15 protein-coding genes and 3 pseudogenes are annotated in these 16126 nt (G+C 68.9%); 6 read left to right on the top strand and 12 right to left on the bottom strand.

Annotated elements, in window-relative coordinates:
- Positions 1–34: 34 nt before the first annotated feature.
- The 3 genes from ABZ478_RS35895 to ABZ478_RS35885 form a co-directional block, all read right to left on the bottom strand.
- Positions 35–199 carry a hypothetical protein gene (locus tag ABZ478_RS35895; protein WP_359556402.1) on the bottom strand — a complete coding sequence of 55 codons (165 nt, stop codon included), beginning with the start codon at positions 197–199 and terminating at the stop codon, positions 35–37.
- Positions 196–726, bottom strand: a complete 531-nt coding sequence (locus ABZ478_RS35890; protein ID WP_359556399.1) for an NAD(P)/FAD-dependent oxidoreductase — start codon at positions 724–726, stop codon at positions 196–198. The genes ABZ478_RS35895 and ABZ478_RS35890 overlap by 4 nt, the downstream gene beginning before the upstream one ends.
- Before the next feature lie 608 nt (positions 727–1334).
- Positions 1335–1949, bottom strand: coding sequence for a cysteine hydrolase (locus ABZ478_RS35885; protein WP_359556397.1), 615 nt, complete (start codon positions 1947–1949; stop codon positions 1335–1337).
- A gap of 111 nt (positions 1950–2060) precedes the next feature.
- On the opposite strand from ABZ478_RS35885, the gene ABZ478_RS35880 reads away from it, so the two are divergent.
- Both ABZ478_RS35880 and ABZ478_RS35875 read left to right on the top strand, forming a co-directional pair.
- Positions 2061–2762 (top strand): GntR family transcriptional regulator, encoded by a 702-nt coding sequence (locus tag ABZ478_RS35880; protein WP_359556395.1) that lies wholly within the window; start codon positions 2061–2063, stop codon positions 2760–2762.
- Complete coding sequence (locus tag ABZ478_RS35875; protein ID WP_359556393.1) at positions 2759–4129, top strand: FAD-linked oxidase C-terminal domain-containing protein; 1371 nt, start codon at positions 2759–2761, stop codon at positions 4127–4129. Before ABZ478_RS35880 ends, ABZ478_RS35875 begins: the two co-directional genes overlap by 4 nt.
- Positions 4130–4958: 829 nt before the next feature.
- Here the strand turns inward: ABZ478_RS35875 and ABZ478_RS35870 are convergent.
- Together ABZ478_RS35870 and ABZ478_RS35865 are read right to left on the bottom strand one after the other, a co-directional pair.
- Positions 4959–5069: pseudogene (locus ABZ478_RS35870) on the bottom strand (aldo/keto reductase); the annotation flags it as partial.
- Between the two features lie 76 nt (positions 5070–5145).
- Positions 5146–5884, bottom strand: a pseudogene (locus ABZ478_RS35865) (chitinase).
- 280 nt (positions 5885–6164) lie between these two features.
- On the opposite strand from ABZ478_RS35865, the gene ABZ478_RS35860 reads away from it, so the two are divergent.
- From ABZ478_RS35860 to ABZ478_RS35845, 4 genes are all read left to right on the top strand, one after another.
- Positions 6165–7085, top strand: coding sequence for an MBL fold metallo-hydrolase (locus ABZ478_RS35860; protein ID WP_359556391.1), 921 nt, complete (start codon positions 6165–6167; stop codon positions 7083–7085).
- Between the two features lie 841 nt (positions 7086–7926).
- On the top strand, positions 7927–8157 hold the full coding sequence (locus ABZ478_RS35855) for a hypothetical protein (RefSeq protein ID WP_359556389.1): 231 nt from the start codon (positions 7927–7929) through the stop codon (positions 8155–8157).
- A 134-nt stretch (positions 8158–8291) separates the two neighbouring features.
- Positions 8292–8615, top strand: coding sequence for a hypothetical protein (locus ABZ478_RS35850; protein ID WP_359556466.1), 324 nt, complete (start codon positions 8292–8294; stop codon positions 8613–8615).
- A gap of 107 nt (positions 8616–8722) precedes the next feature.
- The gene (locus ABZ478_RS35845) at positions 8723–8941 is read left to right on the top strand and encodes a hypothetical protein (protein ID WP_359556386.1); all 219 of its coding nucleotides are present in this window, start codon (positions 8723–8725) and stop codon (positions 8939–8941) included.
- 516 nt (positions 8942–9457) lie between these two features.
- On the opposite strand, the gene ABZ478_RS35840 is transcribed toward ABZ478_RS35845, so the two are convergent.
- The 7 genes and pseudogenes from ABZ478_RS35840 to ABZ478_RS35810 form a co-directional block, all read right to left on the bottom strand.
- Complete coding sequence (locus tag ABZ478_RS35840) at positions 9458–9877, bottom strand: roadblock/LC7 domain-containing protein (protein ID WP_359556383.1); 420 nt, start codon at positions 9875–9877, stop codon at positions 9458–9460.
- A complete protein-coding gene (locus ABZ478_RS35835) occupies positions 9874–11862 on the bottom strand; it encodes a nitrate- and nitrite sensing domain-containing protein (RefSeq protein ID WP_359556381.1) in 1989 nt (662 codons plus the stop codon). The genes ABZ478_RS35840 and ABZ478_RS35835 overlap by 4 nt, the downstream gene beginning before the upstream one ends.
- An 811-nt stretch (positions 11863–12673) precedes the next feature.
- Complete coding sequence (locus ABZ478_RS35830) at positions 12674–13144, bottom strand: SLATT domain-containing protein (protein WP_359556379.1); 471 nt, start codon at positions 13142–13144, stop codon at positions 12674–12676.
- A 424-nt stretch (positions 13145–13568) separates the two neighbouring features.
- A complete protein-coding gene (locus ABZ478_RS35825; RefSeq protein ID WP_359556377.1) occupies positions 13569–13772 on the bottom strand; it encodes a hypothetical protein in 204 nt (67 codons plus the stop codon).
- A gap of 278 nt (positions 13773–14050) precedes the next feature.
- On the bottom strand, positions 14051–14494 hold the full coding sequence (locus ABZ478_RS35820; RefSeq protein ID WP_359556376.1) for a hypothetical protein: 444 nt from the start codon (positions 14492–14494) through the stop codon (positions 14051–14053).
- 462 nt (positions 14495–14956) lie between these two features.
- Entirely contained in the window at positions 14957–15142 is a 186-nt protein-coding gene (locus ABZ478_RS35815; RefSeq protein WP_359556468.1) for a hypothetical protein, read from the bottom strand.
- 169 nt (positions 15143–15311) lie between these two features.
- Positions 15312–15980, bottom strand: a pseudogene (locus ABZ478_RS35810) (IS5 family transposase); the annotation flags it as partial.
- Between the last annotated feature and the right edge of the window lie 146 nt (positions 15981–16126).

The raw sequence follows: 16126 nt of genomic DNA, 5'->3' as shown, positions 1-16126 counted from the left end.
AGGCGGCAGAAGTGCTCGCACAGCAGGCCGACCTTCAGTGTCCAGGAGGAGTGGTGTAGCCGACCGCGAACGAGAAGTTGGGTACCCCGGACAGCATCATGCCCTTGAACGCGACCTTGTCCGGCAGGTGCACCTTCGTTCCGTCGACGGTGAGCTGGACACCACCGAGTGCCTGCACGTTCAGCCCGGTCGCGGTCACGATGATGTCGGCTTCCAGCCTGCGCCCGGAGGACAGGCGGTGCCGCGTTCGGTGAAGGTGTCGATCCGGTCGGTGACGATCGAGGCACTGCTGTTGCGCAGCGCCTCGAAGAGGTCGCCGTCCGGCACCACGCACATACGCTGGTCCCACGGGTCGTAGGGTGGGTTGAAGTGCTCCTCGACCGGATAGTCCTTGGGCAGTTGGCGGGTGTTGACCCAGCGGATCAGCCGCCGGGCGCTGCGCGGGAAGCGCTGGCAGAACCGCCGGATCGCGGCTTGCTGGGCGACGTTCTTGCGCCGTGTCCACGCATACCCGCGGCGTTGGCCCAGGACCTTGCGCAGGAGGTGGGCGATCTTGTCCGTGGAAGGGACGGGCAAGACGTAGGTGGGGGTGCGCTGCAGCATCGTCACATGGGCGGCCGCGCCCGCCATGGCCGGCACGAGGGTGACCGCCGCGGCGCCGCTGCCGATCACCACGACCCGCCTGGCGCGGTAGTCGAGGTCCTCGGGCCAGTGCTGCGGGTGCACGATCAGGCCCACCTCGCCCGGTGCAGGACGTTGGCTCGGCTGGTGCGGCGGATCTGAGAGGTGAGTTCCGGGTCATCGGTCAGCGCTTGCAGGTACTACGCCGACAAAGTGGCGTCCTCGATCTCGCGCAGCCACTCCTCCGGAGAGCGCGCAGCCACCGCGGCGCCCCGCCTGATCAGCTCCCGTGTCCGGTCAGATGGCATGTCGCGCTCCGTGAGTGAGGTGCACAAGGGGCGGGCGGCTGTGCGGATCGGCTGTCGGCCGGCCTGCGCCGGCCGCCTCACAGCGGCCGGCGAGGCTGCGCAGTGCTGCCGGCGGACGGTGTTCCACTCCCCGAACGCTGGGGGCGGATCCCGCCGCGGGACCCGGACCGCCGACGTACCAGAATGCTGTTGATCACCTGCCGTGACCTTTCCACCGCCCGCCTCGCCCCACATGCCCGGAAAGACGGTCGGACATCGCCTGGAGCACGAGCGCCGGTAGGTCTCGCACCGTTCGCTCCAGGCGATGTCAACTGCCTTCGCGTCAGGACCACCGACGGCGGGGCGACCGAAGCCGAGGGAGAGCACTCTGGCCGGCCAAGCCCCCGGGGCGGGGCGACGGCGGGACTACAGGGCGGCGATGACGTCGGCAGAGGTCATCGGCAGCGAGAACATCGGGAAGTCGTAGGAGATGGCGTTGTCGTGCTCCTCCTGGGAGGTGGCGGCGACGCAGTCGGTCAGGGTGATCACCCGGAAGCCGTGCTCGTAACCGGTGCGCATGGTCGACTCCACGCAGCAGTTGGTGAGGAAGCCGCCGAGAATGATCGTGTCGATGCCTTTGCTGCGCAGGATGAAATCGAGGTTCGTGCTGGCGAAGGTGTCGAGCCCGCGCTTGCCCTCGATGACGATGTCCCCGTTCACCGGAGTCAGCTCGTCGACGATGGCGGCGCCCCACGTGCCCTTGACGAACGCCTTCCCGTCCACGACGCCTTTGAGGATGCCGTACGGGTGACGGGTCAGTTCACCGTAGCCCTCCGCGAACGTGATCGGCGCGTGCATGATCGACACTCCGGCCTGCCGGGCGGCGTCGACCAGGGCGACGGTGTTGGCAAGCATGCCGGTGCGCTTCATCACGTCGGCGACCGCCCCGTTCAGCACACCGCCGTCGCTGGTGAACTCGTTCTGGTACTCGATGAGCACGATTGCGGTCTTGGCCGGGTCGAGCTCGAGCTTCTCGGTCATGGCGACACCTGATTCCCGCGTCTTTGAGGTATAGGCCTTGTGTCCTGCAGCACAGCGAGAAGCAAGATAGCTCCTTGTCCGACAAACAGACAAGGAGCTATCGTGTGCGGCATGACGATCTCGCCGGTATCGCGCGTGCCCTTGAGCCTCGACGTGGCTCAGCGCCTACGGGCGGCCATCCTCGACGGCACATTCCCCGCCGACACCGAGCTGCCCACGGAAACCGAACTCGCCCAGTCCTTCGGCGTCGGGCGGTCCACCATCCGCGAGGCGCTGCGGGTGTTGCAGGCGCACGGTCTGATCAGCGGCGCGGACACCGTTTCCACCGCGCGTCCGCGCGTCACCCACGAGCGCACGGCCGGCGCGGCGGGCCTGGCGCTGAGCACCGCTTTGCAAGTCGGCGCGATCCCGCTGGCAGACCTGGTGGCGCTGCGCACGCTGCTGGAGGCGGAGGCGATACGGCAGACCACGTCCGTGCCGGATGCGGCTCGGACCTGCCTGGTGACCATGGCGGCAGCGGTGGAGAACGCCGACATTCACACCTTCCACGCCGCTGACGTGGACTTCCATGTGCAACTCGCCTACGCCGGCGGTAATCAGGCGCTGGGTTTCGTCATCGGCGTGCTGCGCGACTGCATCGCCGGCTACCTGCTCGACGCGCTCGCCGCGGTGGCCGATCCGGCCACGATGCTCGGGCGTCTGCTGGCCGAACACCAGGCGATCGTCGACGCGCTGGACGCGGGCGAGACCGACCGTGCCGCCGAGCTGGTCGTGGCTCACGTCCGCGGCTTCTACGAGCCGGAGACACCATGACCGAGATGCTCGCGGACGTCGCCACCGTCCTCGCCGCCGCGCTGCCGGGCCGGGTGGTCACCGACCGGGACGCGATGGAGGCCTACCGCCGTGACCAGTGCCTGCTGGCTCCCGCGGGGCGCCCGGCGGCGGTGGTGCACGCCCGCTCGACCGATGACGTGATCACCACGCTGCGCACAGCCGGCGACCATCACGCGCCGGTGGTGACCCGGGGGGCCGGCACCGGGTTGGCCGGCGCGGCCAATGCGATCGACGGCTGCGTCGTACTCTCGCTCGCCGCGATGGACCGGATCCTCGCCCTGGACGTGCCCGGCCGCACGGCAACGGTCGAGCCGGGCGTGCTCACCGGCGATCTCGACGCCCGCGCCCGCGAGCACGGCCTGTGGTATCCGCCGGACCCGGGAAGCAAGGCGATCTCCACCATGGGCGGCAACCTGGCGACCAACGCAGGCGGCATGTGCTGCGCCAAGTACGGGGTCACCGCCGACCATGTCGCCTCGCTGACGGCCGTACTCGCCGATGGTCGCGTGATCCGTACCGGTCCGCCGACCCGCAAGAATGTCACCGGGCTCGACCTCACCCGGCTGCTCGTCGGCTCCGAAGGCACCCTGGCGGTGATCGTGAACGCCACCGTGCGACTGCGACCGTTCCCGGCGGCCACCGCGACCGTAGTGGCCGCGTTCCCGACACCCCAGCAGGCAGTCGACACCGTGCTGCGGATCGCGACGGTCGCCGACCCGGCGGCGGTGGAGCTCATGGACCGCACCTGCATTCGTGCCGTCAATCGCCTGACACGTATGGGGTTGGACGAGTCGGCCGGGGCACTCGTACTCGTCCAGTGCGACGGGCCGTCCGCCGATCAGGAGGCCGCCACCTGTGCCAGGCTGGCCGAAGCCGGTGGTGCCACCGAGACGCTGCACACCGCCGACCCGGCGGAAGGCGAGATGTTCATGCAGGCCAGACGAATGGTGTACCCGGCTCTGGAGAGGCTGGGCACCACGCTGCTCGACGACGTCGGCGTCGCGGTCCAGGACCTTCCCCACTTGCTTGCTGCGATCGAGCGAACTGCCGCCGACCACGACGTGCTGGTCGGCACCTTCGGCCACGCCGCCGACGGCAACCTGCATCCGACCGTGGTCTACGACGCCGCCGACCGTGACGCCGCCGACCGTGCCCGTGCCGCTTTCGACGACATCGTGGCAGCGGCGCTCGCGCTCGGCGGCACGATCACCGGCGAGCACGGCGTGGGCTCGCTCAAGACACGCTACCTCGACGCACAACTCGGCCCCACCGAGCGGGCGTTGATGGCCGGCATCAAGGCCGTCTTCGACCCCGAGGGCCGCCTCAACCCGGGACGCGCGTATTGAGGAGCCTTGTCAAACGAACGGCCCGGTCTCACATTCGGCGGTGACGGAGAGTCGTGAGGGTCGTTGACTCTCGCCTGAAGGATGTCAACGAGCTCGTACAGACGGTGCTTTCGGGTCTTTCCCCGCTGGCCATAGACCCCGGTTACAGTTCGTCTGGTTCGGTCCCTATGATCGGTGGCCGCGCCCTGTGGTCACCACTGGACCTGGTCCGATCAGTGTCGGCAGCTGCGGCGCTCGCGGAAGAGGTGCCCTGTCAGCCCGCCGAGTCGAACAGCACCGCCAGCCCTGTGGCCAGGCCCATGACCACGACGTTGACCAGAACCGCGCACACCATGCACAGCCAGCCCCGATGGCCGCCGGCGACAGCCAACGGCCCTCCACGCCATGCTTCTTGGCGCGGCGGCGTCCCATGTGCCCGGACACGATGACGACCAACGCGCAGACGATCAGCAGGCCCAGGATCGGGTCTGTCGAAAAGGAACGGGCCTGACCCACTTTCGGGCGGGCAGCGTCCAGCAGCGTGCTGAGCCCGCTCGTCATTGAGCCCGAGCCCCCACGAAGCCGCACGAGGGGGCGGTATGACCCGGAGGCGAACGCTCCACGGTCTGGAGGATGTCGTGCCGGGCGCCCACGGGGTCGAGAAGGGGGCTGGCGCCAACTCGCCCATCGTGACGACTGGTTGCTCGGCACCGCCCGATTGCCTTACGCCGGCCGCCGACTCACCCGGCCTCGAAGAAAACATCGCCCCGCCGGCACCACCTCGGCCGGCGGAAGCCTGGGCGGCTCGCGCCCTGACCGCCGCCGTCGCGCCCAGGTCCCCCGCCGGGGGAGCGACCACCAGGTCGTCCGCGTACGGGGTCAGTGAGCTGTTGACGAGTTCGTTGGCGGAGCGCGGGGAGGAGCAGCCCAAGCCGGCCGTCTCGATGTGGTTCACGCCGAGCGCGCCGAGGTCATCGGCGGAGTCCGGCACACGTCCGGTGAGCCGCCGCACTCACTTGACGAACTCGCGTACGGCGTCAGCAGTAGAGATTGCCGCCGGGTGACGTGCCGAGGATATGCGCGAACCGCTGGTAGGCGTCCACGCGGCTCTTCACCTGCGCCGGGTTCTTGCCATCGCACTCGAGGGAGCCGTTGATGCTGCGGATCGTCTGGCCGAAGCCGACGCCGTTGATCATGGCGTTGTGGGGCGTCATGGTGCGCCCGTAGTAGGCCGCCTGGCCGGCCGGGCAGCCGTACGGCTGGTTCCAGTCGCAGTAGTGCGGGTAGTTGGCGGTGTTCTGCTCGACGACGTACACCAGACCGCCGGTCTCGTGGCTGACGTTGGCGAGGAAGGCCGCGGCCTCCTGCTTCTTCACGGTGTCGCTGCCGGTTGTTGGCGAAGGCGGGGTAGGCCCCGAGAGCGGCGGTGAGGCCGCTGTACGTGTAGATGGAATTCCGGTTCGGGAACATCTGGTTGAACTGGGCCTCGCTCACCACGAAGGTGCCGACAGGGGTTCCGGAGCCGCTGTCGCAGGCGTAGGGCTCCCAGTACCAGGTGCTGATGGTCGGGTCGTAGCCCGGGTTGTCGTGTTCGGCGATGTAGGCCTTGCCGTCGGTGTAACGCGCGATGTCGCCTGTCGTGTACGGCCTTCCGGCGACCCGGCTCGGGTAGCTCGAACACGCGGCGGCGGATGCGTCCGCCGCCGGCAGCAGGACAGGCACGGTGCTTCCGAGGACGAGTGCGGCGACCACGGCGGAGATGCGGCGCTTCGACACAGGATCAACTCCTGTGCGGAGCACGGCCGCACCCGGACAAGGGCAGCGCGAATCCGGGCCTTGTGCGCACGTGCCGGTCGGACCGGCCACGGCGTGGGCGCGGCCGCGGTGGGGGGTGTGGAGGCACACTCAACCGCTTTGGTCTGTACCAGTCAAGGGCGCAGGCCAGTCATGCCCTGCCTTGGACGCGCCATCCTGCTGTGCGGGCCTCGCGGTGGTCGGCGGGCGACCGCGGCAGCCCCACGTCGCCCAGCCGTCCGCGACACGTCAGGATGCCGGTATGAGAATGTCTGTCGGTCATGCGAGCCTGCGTCCGTATCTGCCGTACGAGCAGCCCCCCATGACGAGCGATGACGGGCTGGTCGCGCATTTTCTGGGCACCAGTTCCGTTCTCCTGTCGGACGGGGAGACGTCCGTGCTCAGCGACGGGTTCGTCACCCGGCCGGGGTTGCTGCGCGTCGCCCTGGGCAGGATCGCGCCCGACCGCTCTGTCGTGCGCGCGGCCATCGATCGACTGCGGGTGAAGAATCTGGCCGCGGTGATCTGCGCCCACTCCCATTACGATCACGCCCTCGATGCGCCGGTGTGGGCCCTGGAGACCGGCGCGGAGTTGGTCGGATCGCCCTCCACCGCGAACATCGGCCGCGGCCTGAGAGTGCCGGAGTCGTCCTTGCGGGTGGTCGCGGACGGGGAGACCGTCTCCTACGGCCGTTTCGACCTGACCTTCCTGGACTCCGTGCACAGCCCCGGTGACCACTATCCCGGCACTGTCGACAAGCCCCTTGTACCACCGGCCCGGGCCGCGGCATGGAAGACCGGAACCGCCTTCAGTGTCCTCGTCACCCATCCTGCGGGCCGCATCCTGCTGCACGCCAGTGCCAACTTCCGCCCCGGCGCCCTGCGAGGTCGGCCCGCCGACGTCATCTATCTGGGCATCGGCAACCTGGGTAAGCAGCCGACCGAGTTCCTGCGCACCTACTGGGACGAGGTCGTTGTCTCGACCGGGGCCCGCCGGGTCGTCCTGGTGCACTGGGACGACTTCTTCCTCGGTCTGCACCGGCCCCTGAGGCCGATGCGCTACTTCCTGGACGACATCGACGCCACGATGAGCCGGCTGCTGCCCCTGGCCCGACGCGACGGTGTCGACATCGTCCTGCCCGTTGCCTGGCAACCGAGCGCTCCTCTCGCCGACCTCTCGTGAACCGTTCCCGCATGTGCAGCGTGACGCCGGCAGGTACGACCTGCCTGTACCGAGGCGCCACTGCGTCGGCCCAGCCGGGGCGTCGCGGGTCGGCGAGCCGGCTGCCGGAGGCCGGCTGCGGCCGGTGATCGACAGCCCAGCCTCCTGCTGGGAGCAGAAGAAGGGCATCTCCCGAAGTCCCTCCGACGCCGCCTGCTGGTGACCCGGCACAGGAGCTCCTGTGGGCGAATGATGGCGCGGCCTCCGGAGAGGCTCTCGAAGATCGCCGGGTCGCTGGTGGCGTAGTAGGTGGCCAGAGGCAGGCCGGCTCACCGGGGGAGGCGTGGGGTGTCGAGAGGCCGGGATCAACCGCGTTCCGCGCCGGCACGGTCGAGACCTCCCGTGCAGCTCCCGCCCCGCCAGTGGCCGGGGCCCGGGCGAGCGCGAAGGCGCGGTGGGGGACCGGCTCGCCAAGAGGACGCTCTGCTCCTGTCCGCGCGGTCACCGGTGGCTGGCCTACTGCCGGCTCGCTGCCCGCAGCGAACCGGCTCCACCCACCACGGCCCACTCATGACGCCTCACCGGTGCCGGGAGCGGGCCCGGTCTCGTGCCGCTTTGCAGGACCGCAGCCCGTGGTCACCTCGGCCGGGCGCCGTAGCGCCTCAGCAGGACTTGCGGGGCTTGCCCGGTCATCACCAACGGTGCGACGCACCCGGACACCAACGATCCGGCGCCTTCCCACAAAGAGACGGAAGTCCATGCTGCAGCTCTCGTCATCTGCCCTGGGCAGGGGCTGGACCGTGAGTCTGGATTCACGGCGGCACCGGGGCCGCACGGTATCTCGGACCGAGGGTGAGACGACGTGCAGAGGATGACGAGGCGGGGCATCGAATGGCTGTCCGCGGCGGCGCACAACCCGGCTGAGTGCCGACAGGTCTGGGCGGACGACCCGCGGAGGCCGAGTCTGCTGCCGACCGGCCGCTTCTTCGACGTGCTGAGCGTGGAACAGCGCCTCGGGATGGAGATGTTCGACCGCCTCCAGCGCAGCGGAATGCCGGTCGGACCTGCGATCGCCGACCGCAAGGCGCAGTGAGTCGGGTTCTTCCTCGGCTCGGTGGCCCGTGAGACGTTCCTGTTCGCGGAGCTCCTGGACAGGATCGACCGCTTCGACGAGAGATACCCGACCCCGTACGCGGCGGTCGCTGCCCTTCCCGAGGAGACAGACCACTGACGCCGAATGAGCCGACCGACGGACGCGACGCCGCCGCGTGGTCGCCTCTCGACAGCGAGGGCTGGTACGCGGCCCGAAACGCGACCACGGCAGTGCGGGACGCCCTCGTGCGCGCCGGCCTGGAGAAGGACTTCCCGTACCTGCGCGCGGACTTGAACGCCTTCGGGCACGGGCTTGTCGAGCTGGGCCGGGTGTCCCCCGACACGGCCGAGCGCCTGGCGGAACTCCTTCGCCTGGCCCTGGCGAGCGGACTCCGCCGAGACAGTGAGGGTGTCGAGCACGCACAGACCACCGCCGAAGAACACAAGGGAAGGATCTGAAACCATGACCGACCGGCGAGGAGTGGTGGCCAAACGGGCAGAAGACTTGGTACCCGGTGTGCCCTACGTCCCGCGGCTGGAACCGTGCACGACAAAGCGCCGGCGCCTTGGCCGATCAGCTCGTCCTGCTGGGACCTGACTCCGACTTCCCCGGCATGGTGGCGGACGTGAACCTCGTCGGTGACGGACTGGTGCAGCTCGGGACCGTACGTCCTGAAGCGGCCGAACTGCTGGCGGCGCTGATCGCGGCAGGACTGCGGGCGGAGCTGCACGGCACGACGGCTGAAACGCCTGCGACCGCTCGACGGGAAGCACCTGCGGCCTGAACCGCTCCTCGAACGCCGGTTGGCCGCGGTCCGAGCGTGCTCCCGCGATCAGCTGGTCTGGCCCCGTACGACATCGTCGCCCAGCGCTGTCGTACGGGGCTACTTGCTGTCCCGTTGTACCTGGCCTGCGGCTCGGTCGGGACCGGCGCCCCAGCGCCGCAGCCCGGACGAAGCGGCAGGCCGACGGGTGACATCAGCTTGGGAAGCAACGGCGCTTGCAGGGACAGACAGCCTCTGAACTGGGCATATACGCTCCGGCGTGGCGCCTGCGGGCGCTGGGCGCACCGCTGTTGACCGTGGTTCACCGGTCTTACGGGCACGCTATGGGCACGCCGTCCGACGGGAGCCGCCTGGCCGGCAAGGCGACGACGGGTGACCGGTGTGAGCCGCACAGCGACGCGCGGGGTGATCGTCAGCTTCAGGCGGGAACCCGAGCACGGTCGCACCGGACGGCAGAGCGGTCCTCAGGCGTAGTGCGAGACCCCTGAAGACCCAGAGATGACGGCCGCGTTGCGCCTATCGTGCGGCGACAGGCGCGGAGTGGAGTTCGTGGACCAGCTGCGGGGTGAGCAGCTCACCCGTGCGGTCGGCGAGGACGGCCATTTCGTAACCGACGAGGCCGACGTCGCATCCTTCGGCGGCCAGGACGCCGAGGCAGCTTCCGTCGCGGATGCGGCCGATCATGAGGAAGCCTCCGAGCATTTCGATCATGACGAGTTTCATGCTTTTGAAGCCGTGGGCGGTCGCCGCGTTCTGGGCGAGGCTGGTGATGCCGGAGACGACGGCGGCGAGGTGGTCAGCGCGATCCCGGCCGAGACTGTCCGAGGCGGCCATGAGCAGGCCGTCGGATGAGACGGCGACGGCGTCGGTGACGCCGTCCGTAGTGCGTACGAACTCCGAGATGAGCCAGCCGAAACTCTGGACGGCGGTGGTCACGATGACGCTCCCTGAGTGGTGCGGGCTTCAATGGCACGGGCTTCGGCGCGGGCGACACCTGCTCGGAAACCGTTTAGCAGGCAGGAGACAGCGGGCGGGGCCGGCGGGAGCGGGGCGGCGGGTTCCTGTGCGGGGGCGAGCAGGCGCCCGGGGAGGGCGAGGAGGGCGGACAGGCCGCCGCCGGGAGTGTCGAAAAGGTGGACCTGGGCGCCTTCACCAAGGCGGTGGGCGAGCCGGCCGACGACGAGGTGGCCGAGGAACCGGGTGGGAGAGGTGAGGAGGGCCTCGTCCCCGGAGCCGGAGAAGCGGGCGTGGGCGCGTTCCTTGTCGGCTTCGGACATGCCCACGCCGTGGTCGACGACGGCGAAGCAGTACGTGCCGTCCTCGGTGTCGTACCAGCCGTGCACCTCGACGGGTTCGGTCGGCGGCGAGGAGATCAGCCCGTTCTCGATGAGTTCGGCGAGAAGGTGGGCGACATCGGCGACGGCGTGCCCCCGCACCTGTACCGGCTCCACGGCCGCGATCAGCACCCTCCGGTACTGCTCCACCTCGGCGATGGCGGACTGGACGACCTCCAGGCCGCCGGCCGGCGCTGCTGTGGGCCGCGGCGGGTTCTGCCCGGCCAGGACCAGCAGGTTCTCGGCGTTGCGCCGCATGCGGGTGGCGAGGTGGTCGAGCTCGAAGAGCTCGGCGAGGGCATTCGGGTCGAGTTCCTGCCGTTCCAGGCGGGTGATGAGACCGAGCTGACGACGTACGAGGTTCTGGTTGCGGCGGCCGAGGTTGGCGAGTGATTCGGTGGTGGTGCGGCGCAGGGCGGCCTGCTGGGCGGCCAGGTGGAGGGCGGTCTGTTCCACCTGGTACAGGGAGGCCGCGACCTCGGCGATCTCGGCTGTGCCGCCCAGCAGCCGTGCATCGGGGTGGTCCGGGGGGTCCGCCGCCGGCAGTAGTTCCCCGTGGTCGGGTGGAGACTGTTGGATGCGGGCGACGGTTGCGGGCAGCCGGTGCCGTGCCACGTCGTGGGCGGCCTCGGCGAGCGCACCGAGCGGGCGGGTGAGAGAGCGGGAGGCGAAGGCGGCGAGACCCGCGACGAGGGTGGCTACGAGCGCTCCCGCGACGAGGTAGGCGGCGAGGCCCGTCTCGGCGTCGTGGCTGAGCCGGTCGGCCCGGTCCCGCACATCGTCACCGACCGACTCCTGGACTGCGTACAGATCGTCGACGAGTACGGTCATCGCGTTCCACCAGGCGCCGGCGTCGGCGTGGAGTGCCGAGCCGTCGGCGGCGTCCTCCGCCTGATTCTCGTAGGCGGTGGCGCGTCTGGCGTACTCTGTCGCGAAGGCGTGCTCTAGGGTGGTGCGTTGGGATGAGGTGGCGACCTGCCGGAAGCGGTCCAGGGCGGTGATGCGCCTGGCTCGCACGTCGGTGAAGGTGAGGTACTCGCGGCCCTGGAAGGCGCCTTCGGCGAACACGCCGTTGAGCAAGCCGCGTTCGAGGGCGAGGGATTCCTTGGCGGCAGCCAGCTCCCTCAACCCCGCGAGCCCATTGCTCAGTTGGTGGTCGGCGCGCGTTGCAGTCTCCGCCACCGGGTCGACGGTGTCGAGGGCGTTGATGGCGGTGGTGTAGAAGGTGAGGGTTGTGGCTCTGCCGGCGTCTCCCCTGTCGGCGGAGGCACGGATACCGGACAGGCGTCCCAGCTGCCTGCGGATGACACCCTCGATGGCGTTGTCATCCCTCATTCCGGCCAGCGCCGCATCCACGCGCTCGCGGGTAGCGGCCAGCTCCGGCAGAAACGCCTTCCTGCCGCCCAACAGGCCGTTGGTCAGGCCGCGTTCGCGTTGCATCTGGTGCACCAGGGCCTGGACCCGGAGACTGAGGTCGACTTCGGCACGTGTCGTCCGGGCGTCGCCGAGGGCCTCGGTGCGGCCGTCCACGGCGAGGCCGGTCACCGCCAGCAGCATGCAGACCGGGACCGTGATGACCACTGCCACCCGGCCCCTGATGCTGCGCCAGCCAGGCACCGGGCGACCGCCGGATGCGGTTCGGCCACCGCGGCGCCGTAACGAACCGCCCCGATCCGGGCTCCCCGTGTCTGGGCTTCCCGCGTTCGAGCCCAGCTTGCCGATCGCGCCCAGCCTGCCGAGCAGTGGCCGTACCGGCTTCCATACCCTCATGCGTCACGAAGCTACTCCGACCGCCGTGCCCGCCGGTTTCCGACCCGTTAGACCGCGTGGGAAGTTCCGTTGCGCCACTCTCACACCGCGGGCGAGGAAACTGTGACGGTGGACGACAGGGCCGGTGATCCGCGTCGGAGGCGGGTGCCTGTCAGACACGAAAGCCACGATGACCGTTCCCGGCGGAGTGGCGTGGCGGACGCAGCTTCGGCTTCCCCGACACCGGGGGCGAGGCACAGATCGGTTGCCGGTCCGAACCGCCCGGCGCGCGCCCGGCCGTTGCCGCCCGTGGGAGCGATCGCTATCGCGCCTGTCTCCTTCAGCGCGGTCAACGAGTGGGAAAAGCCCCAGGCCGCTGACCTGGGGCTTCGCTCTGGAGCGGGTGACGAGAATCGAACTCGCGCTCCCAGCTTGGGAAGCTGAGGGGATACATCGTCGATTCGGTCCCTGAGCTGGGCGGACGGCCGCTTCGTGGCCTCGGTCAGCGCCGTCGCTGTCACCGTAGTTCCCCGCCATATCTGGTGCGCTTGTGGTGCGTCAGGAGCTCTGGACGCCCGGCCGCAGTAGGTGATCTTGATCGGGCACCAGGTGTGTTTGACCGCGCCGCAGCCGGTGGATACGCGCACCTCTAGGCATTGGTCGACGGCGCGAGTTCCCGACGATGCTCCAGCCATGTGCGGCTTAGGTCGCCCCAGATCGCCTGATACTGGCCAAAGATCTCGTTCAGCTGATCGAACGTGAGCTCGTCGGCGGCCGTCGATGCCACGAGGTATTCGAGGTCATCGGCAAGTCGCTGGAACCGGTACTGCGCTTCCTCCATCAGAACCCACCGGGAGCGCCAGTTGAAGAACGGTTCGACGGCTCCCGGCAACGTCACCAGCGCCACACACGCCAAGGCCAGACCAGCCCACGCGTTGAGGTTCTGCAGGCCCAGGATGACCGTGGACGCAGCGGACAGTACAAGCGTCGCTACCTTGGTGACGGCGGCACTTCGAACTGAAGCGCTTCTTCTTGCCGCGGGCGTAGCCGTTGCCCTGACGAATCTTGTCCAACAGGAGGGCGGCTGCCTCCCTCGGGCTGAGACCAACGCCCAGGCCACTGTCCGGCTACGCCCCCAAGCTCTGTCGCCGCCTTGCAGCACGCTGCCTTGGCAATCGCGCGCCTAGCGTAGCCGCTCGAGGCTGCTACAACGGAAGGTGATCTGGCGGTCTAAGTGGCTCTGACCTTGTACTTCTGAGTCAGGGTGGCGGGACTTGACCCGCGACCTCTTCGTCCCGAAGCAACTTGGCTCCGGGCTCTGCCCTGGACTGGTGTGGCATTCACCTGCGCTGATGGTCCGCAGACGTCCGCGTCCGTCCGCCGTTGTTCGTGGGCGCTGTCACGCAGTTGGACACTCATGGCTGTTGCGCAGCTTGCTTCGCCGCCGTGTTCCGGGCGTGAGCTTCGCGTCGCAGTCGCGTTCGCAGTCCTCGATCTGTCGAGCTATGGGGATGCTGGTGGCAGATCGGATCAACCGCTCGTTTTCACGATCCACCAGGAAAGGACCGTTGCCCCCCCAACCGAGGGCGCTGTCCGTTCTGACCGTCCCAGACTGCCCTCCAGTAGAAGATCCACCCGAACGGCAAGGCTTCCACGCGCAGGATCTGAAGGTCGTACGTGACGTGGTGCCGCACGTCGTCGATCTCGGCAAGCACCAGCCGGCGCGCGTTCTCCTCGGTTAGCACCATCCGATGATGACACGGCGCCTTCAAGGGCTGGCTCGCATACACCCGCATTGGGGGCCAGGTGGGGCGAGTTGGCAACTGACCTGCGGAAGGAGCACTCCGGCCAGCGTGAGGTACATGCCCTGCTGGCGCCTCCTTCCCCGTGGCTCCCCGCTCGTTCTGGCACGGTTGTGCCACGGGGAATATCTCATCCGTAGCTCTATGCGGGTCGGTCGATGACGGTCAAGCCGGTCTGCCAACAGGAGCTCGCGTCGATGACTTCCTCATCGCCCCCGTGTGGCTCACTCGTCCCCGTCTCTGTTCAGATACAGCGGGGAGGAGAGGTTCGTGTCCAGGTCCAGGAACCACATGGTGACGACGTGCTCGAACTTCGCGCAGGCGTTGAGGTGCTGGGCGGTGAGGTGGGCGACGTACCGGGCGGCGGCCGCGCTGTGCCGGGCGGACTCGTCGGTGCCGGTCGGTAGGTCGTTCTTCAACGAGAGGATCGCAAGCCACCAGCCGTTGAGGAGGTCGGTGGCGAACGTGTGCAGCGTCTTGCGGGCTTCGTCCACTCCGTGTTCGGACGCGAGGCCGCGGATCTCGTCGGCATCGAAGCCCTTGAAGGCGATGTCGGGGATGCCGGACAGGTTTTCGCGGAAGCGGGCAATCGCCTCCAGCTCGGCCGCGGTGAATAAGTCGGTCCCGGACTCGTACTTGGACAGGTCGTCAATGCCGGTGTCAGCCATCGTGCTCCTTCGGTGGCGCTACGAGGGTGGAACGGGGTCAGCCGAGGTAATAACACAGGTTCACGCTCGGCTCCTACAGGGGCGTGATGCCGAGGACAGTGAGGGGCGGCCTGAGCAGCGAACAGCCAGGGGCTTGGAAGATGCGGGCACGCCCTGGTGGGCTAGGTCGATGGCGCCCTGCCAGCACCGTGCCCGGCTGTCGAACGCCGCTGCCGTCCGCCGTCGTTGCCGTCAGCGCTGCCGTCACTTCCGTCGGCCGCAGAGTCGTGTGACCACCGCTTTAAGGAGCTGGGACCAGGCCGCGGCGGTCATGGCCTATCTGTCTGCGGGGAATCTGGTCTTCCCGGGCCGGATGCGTCGTGAACCTGAGCATGCGCGTCGCGCTGCCGAACGAGTGGTGAAGTTGTTGGGGTGGATCGTGATGTTCGCCTCCGTTCCGCACCTCGGCGGGAGCGGGCTGAGTCACGGTTCGCCCACCGTCGACAATTCGGCGGGCAGGGAGCAGCCGTGCCGGGTCGCGGACCTCTGCGCGAAGGTCCGCAGCATCTGAGCCCAGTGGGTGTCGGGGACCGGTGCCTTGCTGTACGAGCCGGGAAGCCCGAGCGTGTAGTGCGCCGTGCCCTGCCCGCGCTCGCACCGCGAGCCCATCCACAGCACCGTCTGCAGACCGGCGGCGCCGTCCTGCAGGTCCGCGTCCAGCCCCGGAAACGGGGACTCGGTCCGGCCCGGTTCCCATGGTCTTGAGTGCCGGCGAGATCAGTTTCGTGCGCGAGGCGGATCGGTGGGCAGTGAGCGAGGTCAGCTGCGCTTGGTCAGCCTTGTCGGGGATGGTGCAACGGATCCCGCGGCGGCGCAGGTAGGCGCGGTTCTTGCGGGAGGCATACGCCTTGTCCGCGCGGACCCGGTTGGGGCGGACGCGCGGCCGGCCCAACCCGATGCGCGGCACACGGACTTTGTCCAGGACGGGCTCGAACTGCGGCGAGTCGCCGCGCTGCTCGGCCGTGACCACGACTGACATGGGCTTCTGACCTTGCTCGACAGGCAGGTGCAGCTTGGTCGTGAACCCGCCGCGCGAGCGTCCCAGTCCGTGATCTCCGGGCTCGGTGAACACGCCGCCCGGTGGCTCCTTCTGCAGGTCGCCCTGTTTGCGGGCCCCGGCCGCGTGCTGATGGGCGCGGCACACCGTGGAGTCGACGCTCAGGTCCCACGTGATCGCGCCTTTCGCGTCGGACAGGGCCTGGAGCCGGGTGAGGATGCGGTGCCAGGTGCCGTCCCGCTGCCACCGGCGGAACAGGTCATAGACCCGGCCCCACGGTCCGTACTCGACGGGCACGTCCCGCCACGGAATACCGGTACGAACTCGGAACCGTATGCCGTCGATCAGCTGCCGCCGAGGCCAGACCGGCGGCCGCCCCGTCCTGGCACCCCTCGGCAACAACGGCTCCAGCACCGCCCACTGCTCGTCCGTGAGATCTCCCCGCCCCATGAACCGTGATCATTCACAGCCCAAGATCCACTTTCGATACACGGCCTAGTACCAATACCGGTGACTTTGTTGGGGCCTGGTCGTTGGATGGGTTGTGCCAAGGCCGGGTCAGGTGAAGTCGTCGGAGGTTGGTCGGTTCTCGGATC

This window comes from Streptomyces sp. NPDC005706 (assembly GCF_040631045.1).
GTDB lineage: Bacteria > Actinomycetota > Actinomycetes > Streptomycetales > Streptomycetaceae > Streptomyces.
The sequence above is the reverse complement of the archived record's forward strand: the minus strand, read 5'-3'. Positions and strand labels throughout refer to the sequence as shown.

Coding starts and splice junctions, on each gene's coding strand:
- ABZ478_RS35885 (WP_359556397.1), bottom strand. CDS start 1,949: ATGACCGAGAAGCTCGAGCTCGACCCGGCCAAGACCGCAATCGTGCTC.
- ABZ478_RS35880 (WP_359556395.1), top strand. CDS start 2,061: ATGACGATCTCGCCGGTATCGCGCGTGCCCTTGAGCCTCGACGTGGCT.
- ABZ478_RS35875 (WP_359556393.1), top strand. CDS start 2,759: ATGACCGAGATGCTCGCGGACGTCGCCACCGTCCTCGCCGCCGCGCTG.
- ABZ478_RS35860 (WP_359556391.1), top strand. CDS start 6,165: ATGAGAATGTCTGTCGGTCATGCGAGCCTGCGTCCGTATCTGCCGTAC.
- ABZ478_RS35825 (WP_359556377.1), bottom strand. CDS start 13,772: ATGGTGCTAACCGAGGAGAACGCGCGCCGGCTGGTGCTTGCCGAGATC.
- ABZ478_RS35820 (WP_359556376.1), bottom strand. CDS start 14,494: ATGGCTGACACCGGCATTGACGACCTGTCCAAGTACGAGTCCGGGACC.
- ABZ478_RS35815 (WP_359556468.1), bottom strand. CDS start 15,142: ATGGGCTCGCGGTGCGAGCGCGGGCAGGGCACGGCGCACTACACGCTC.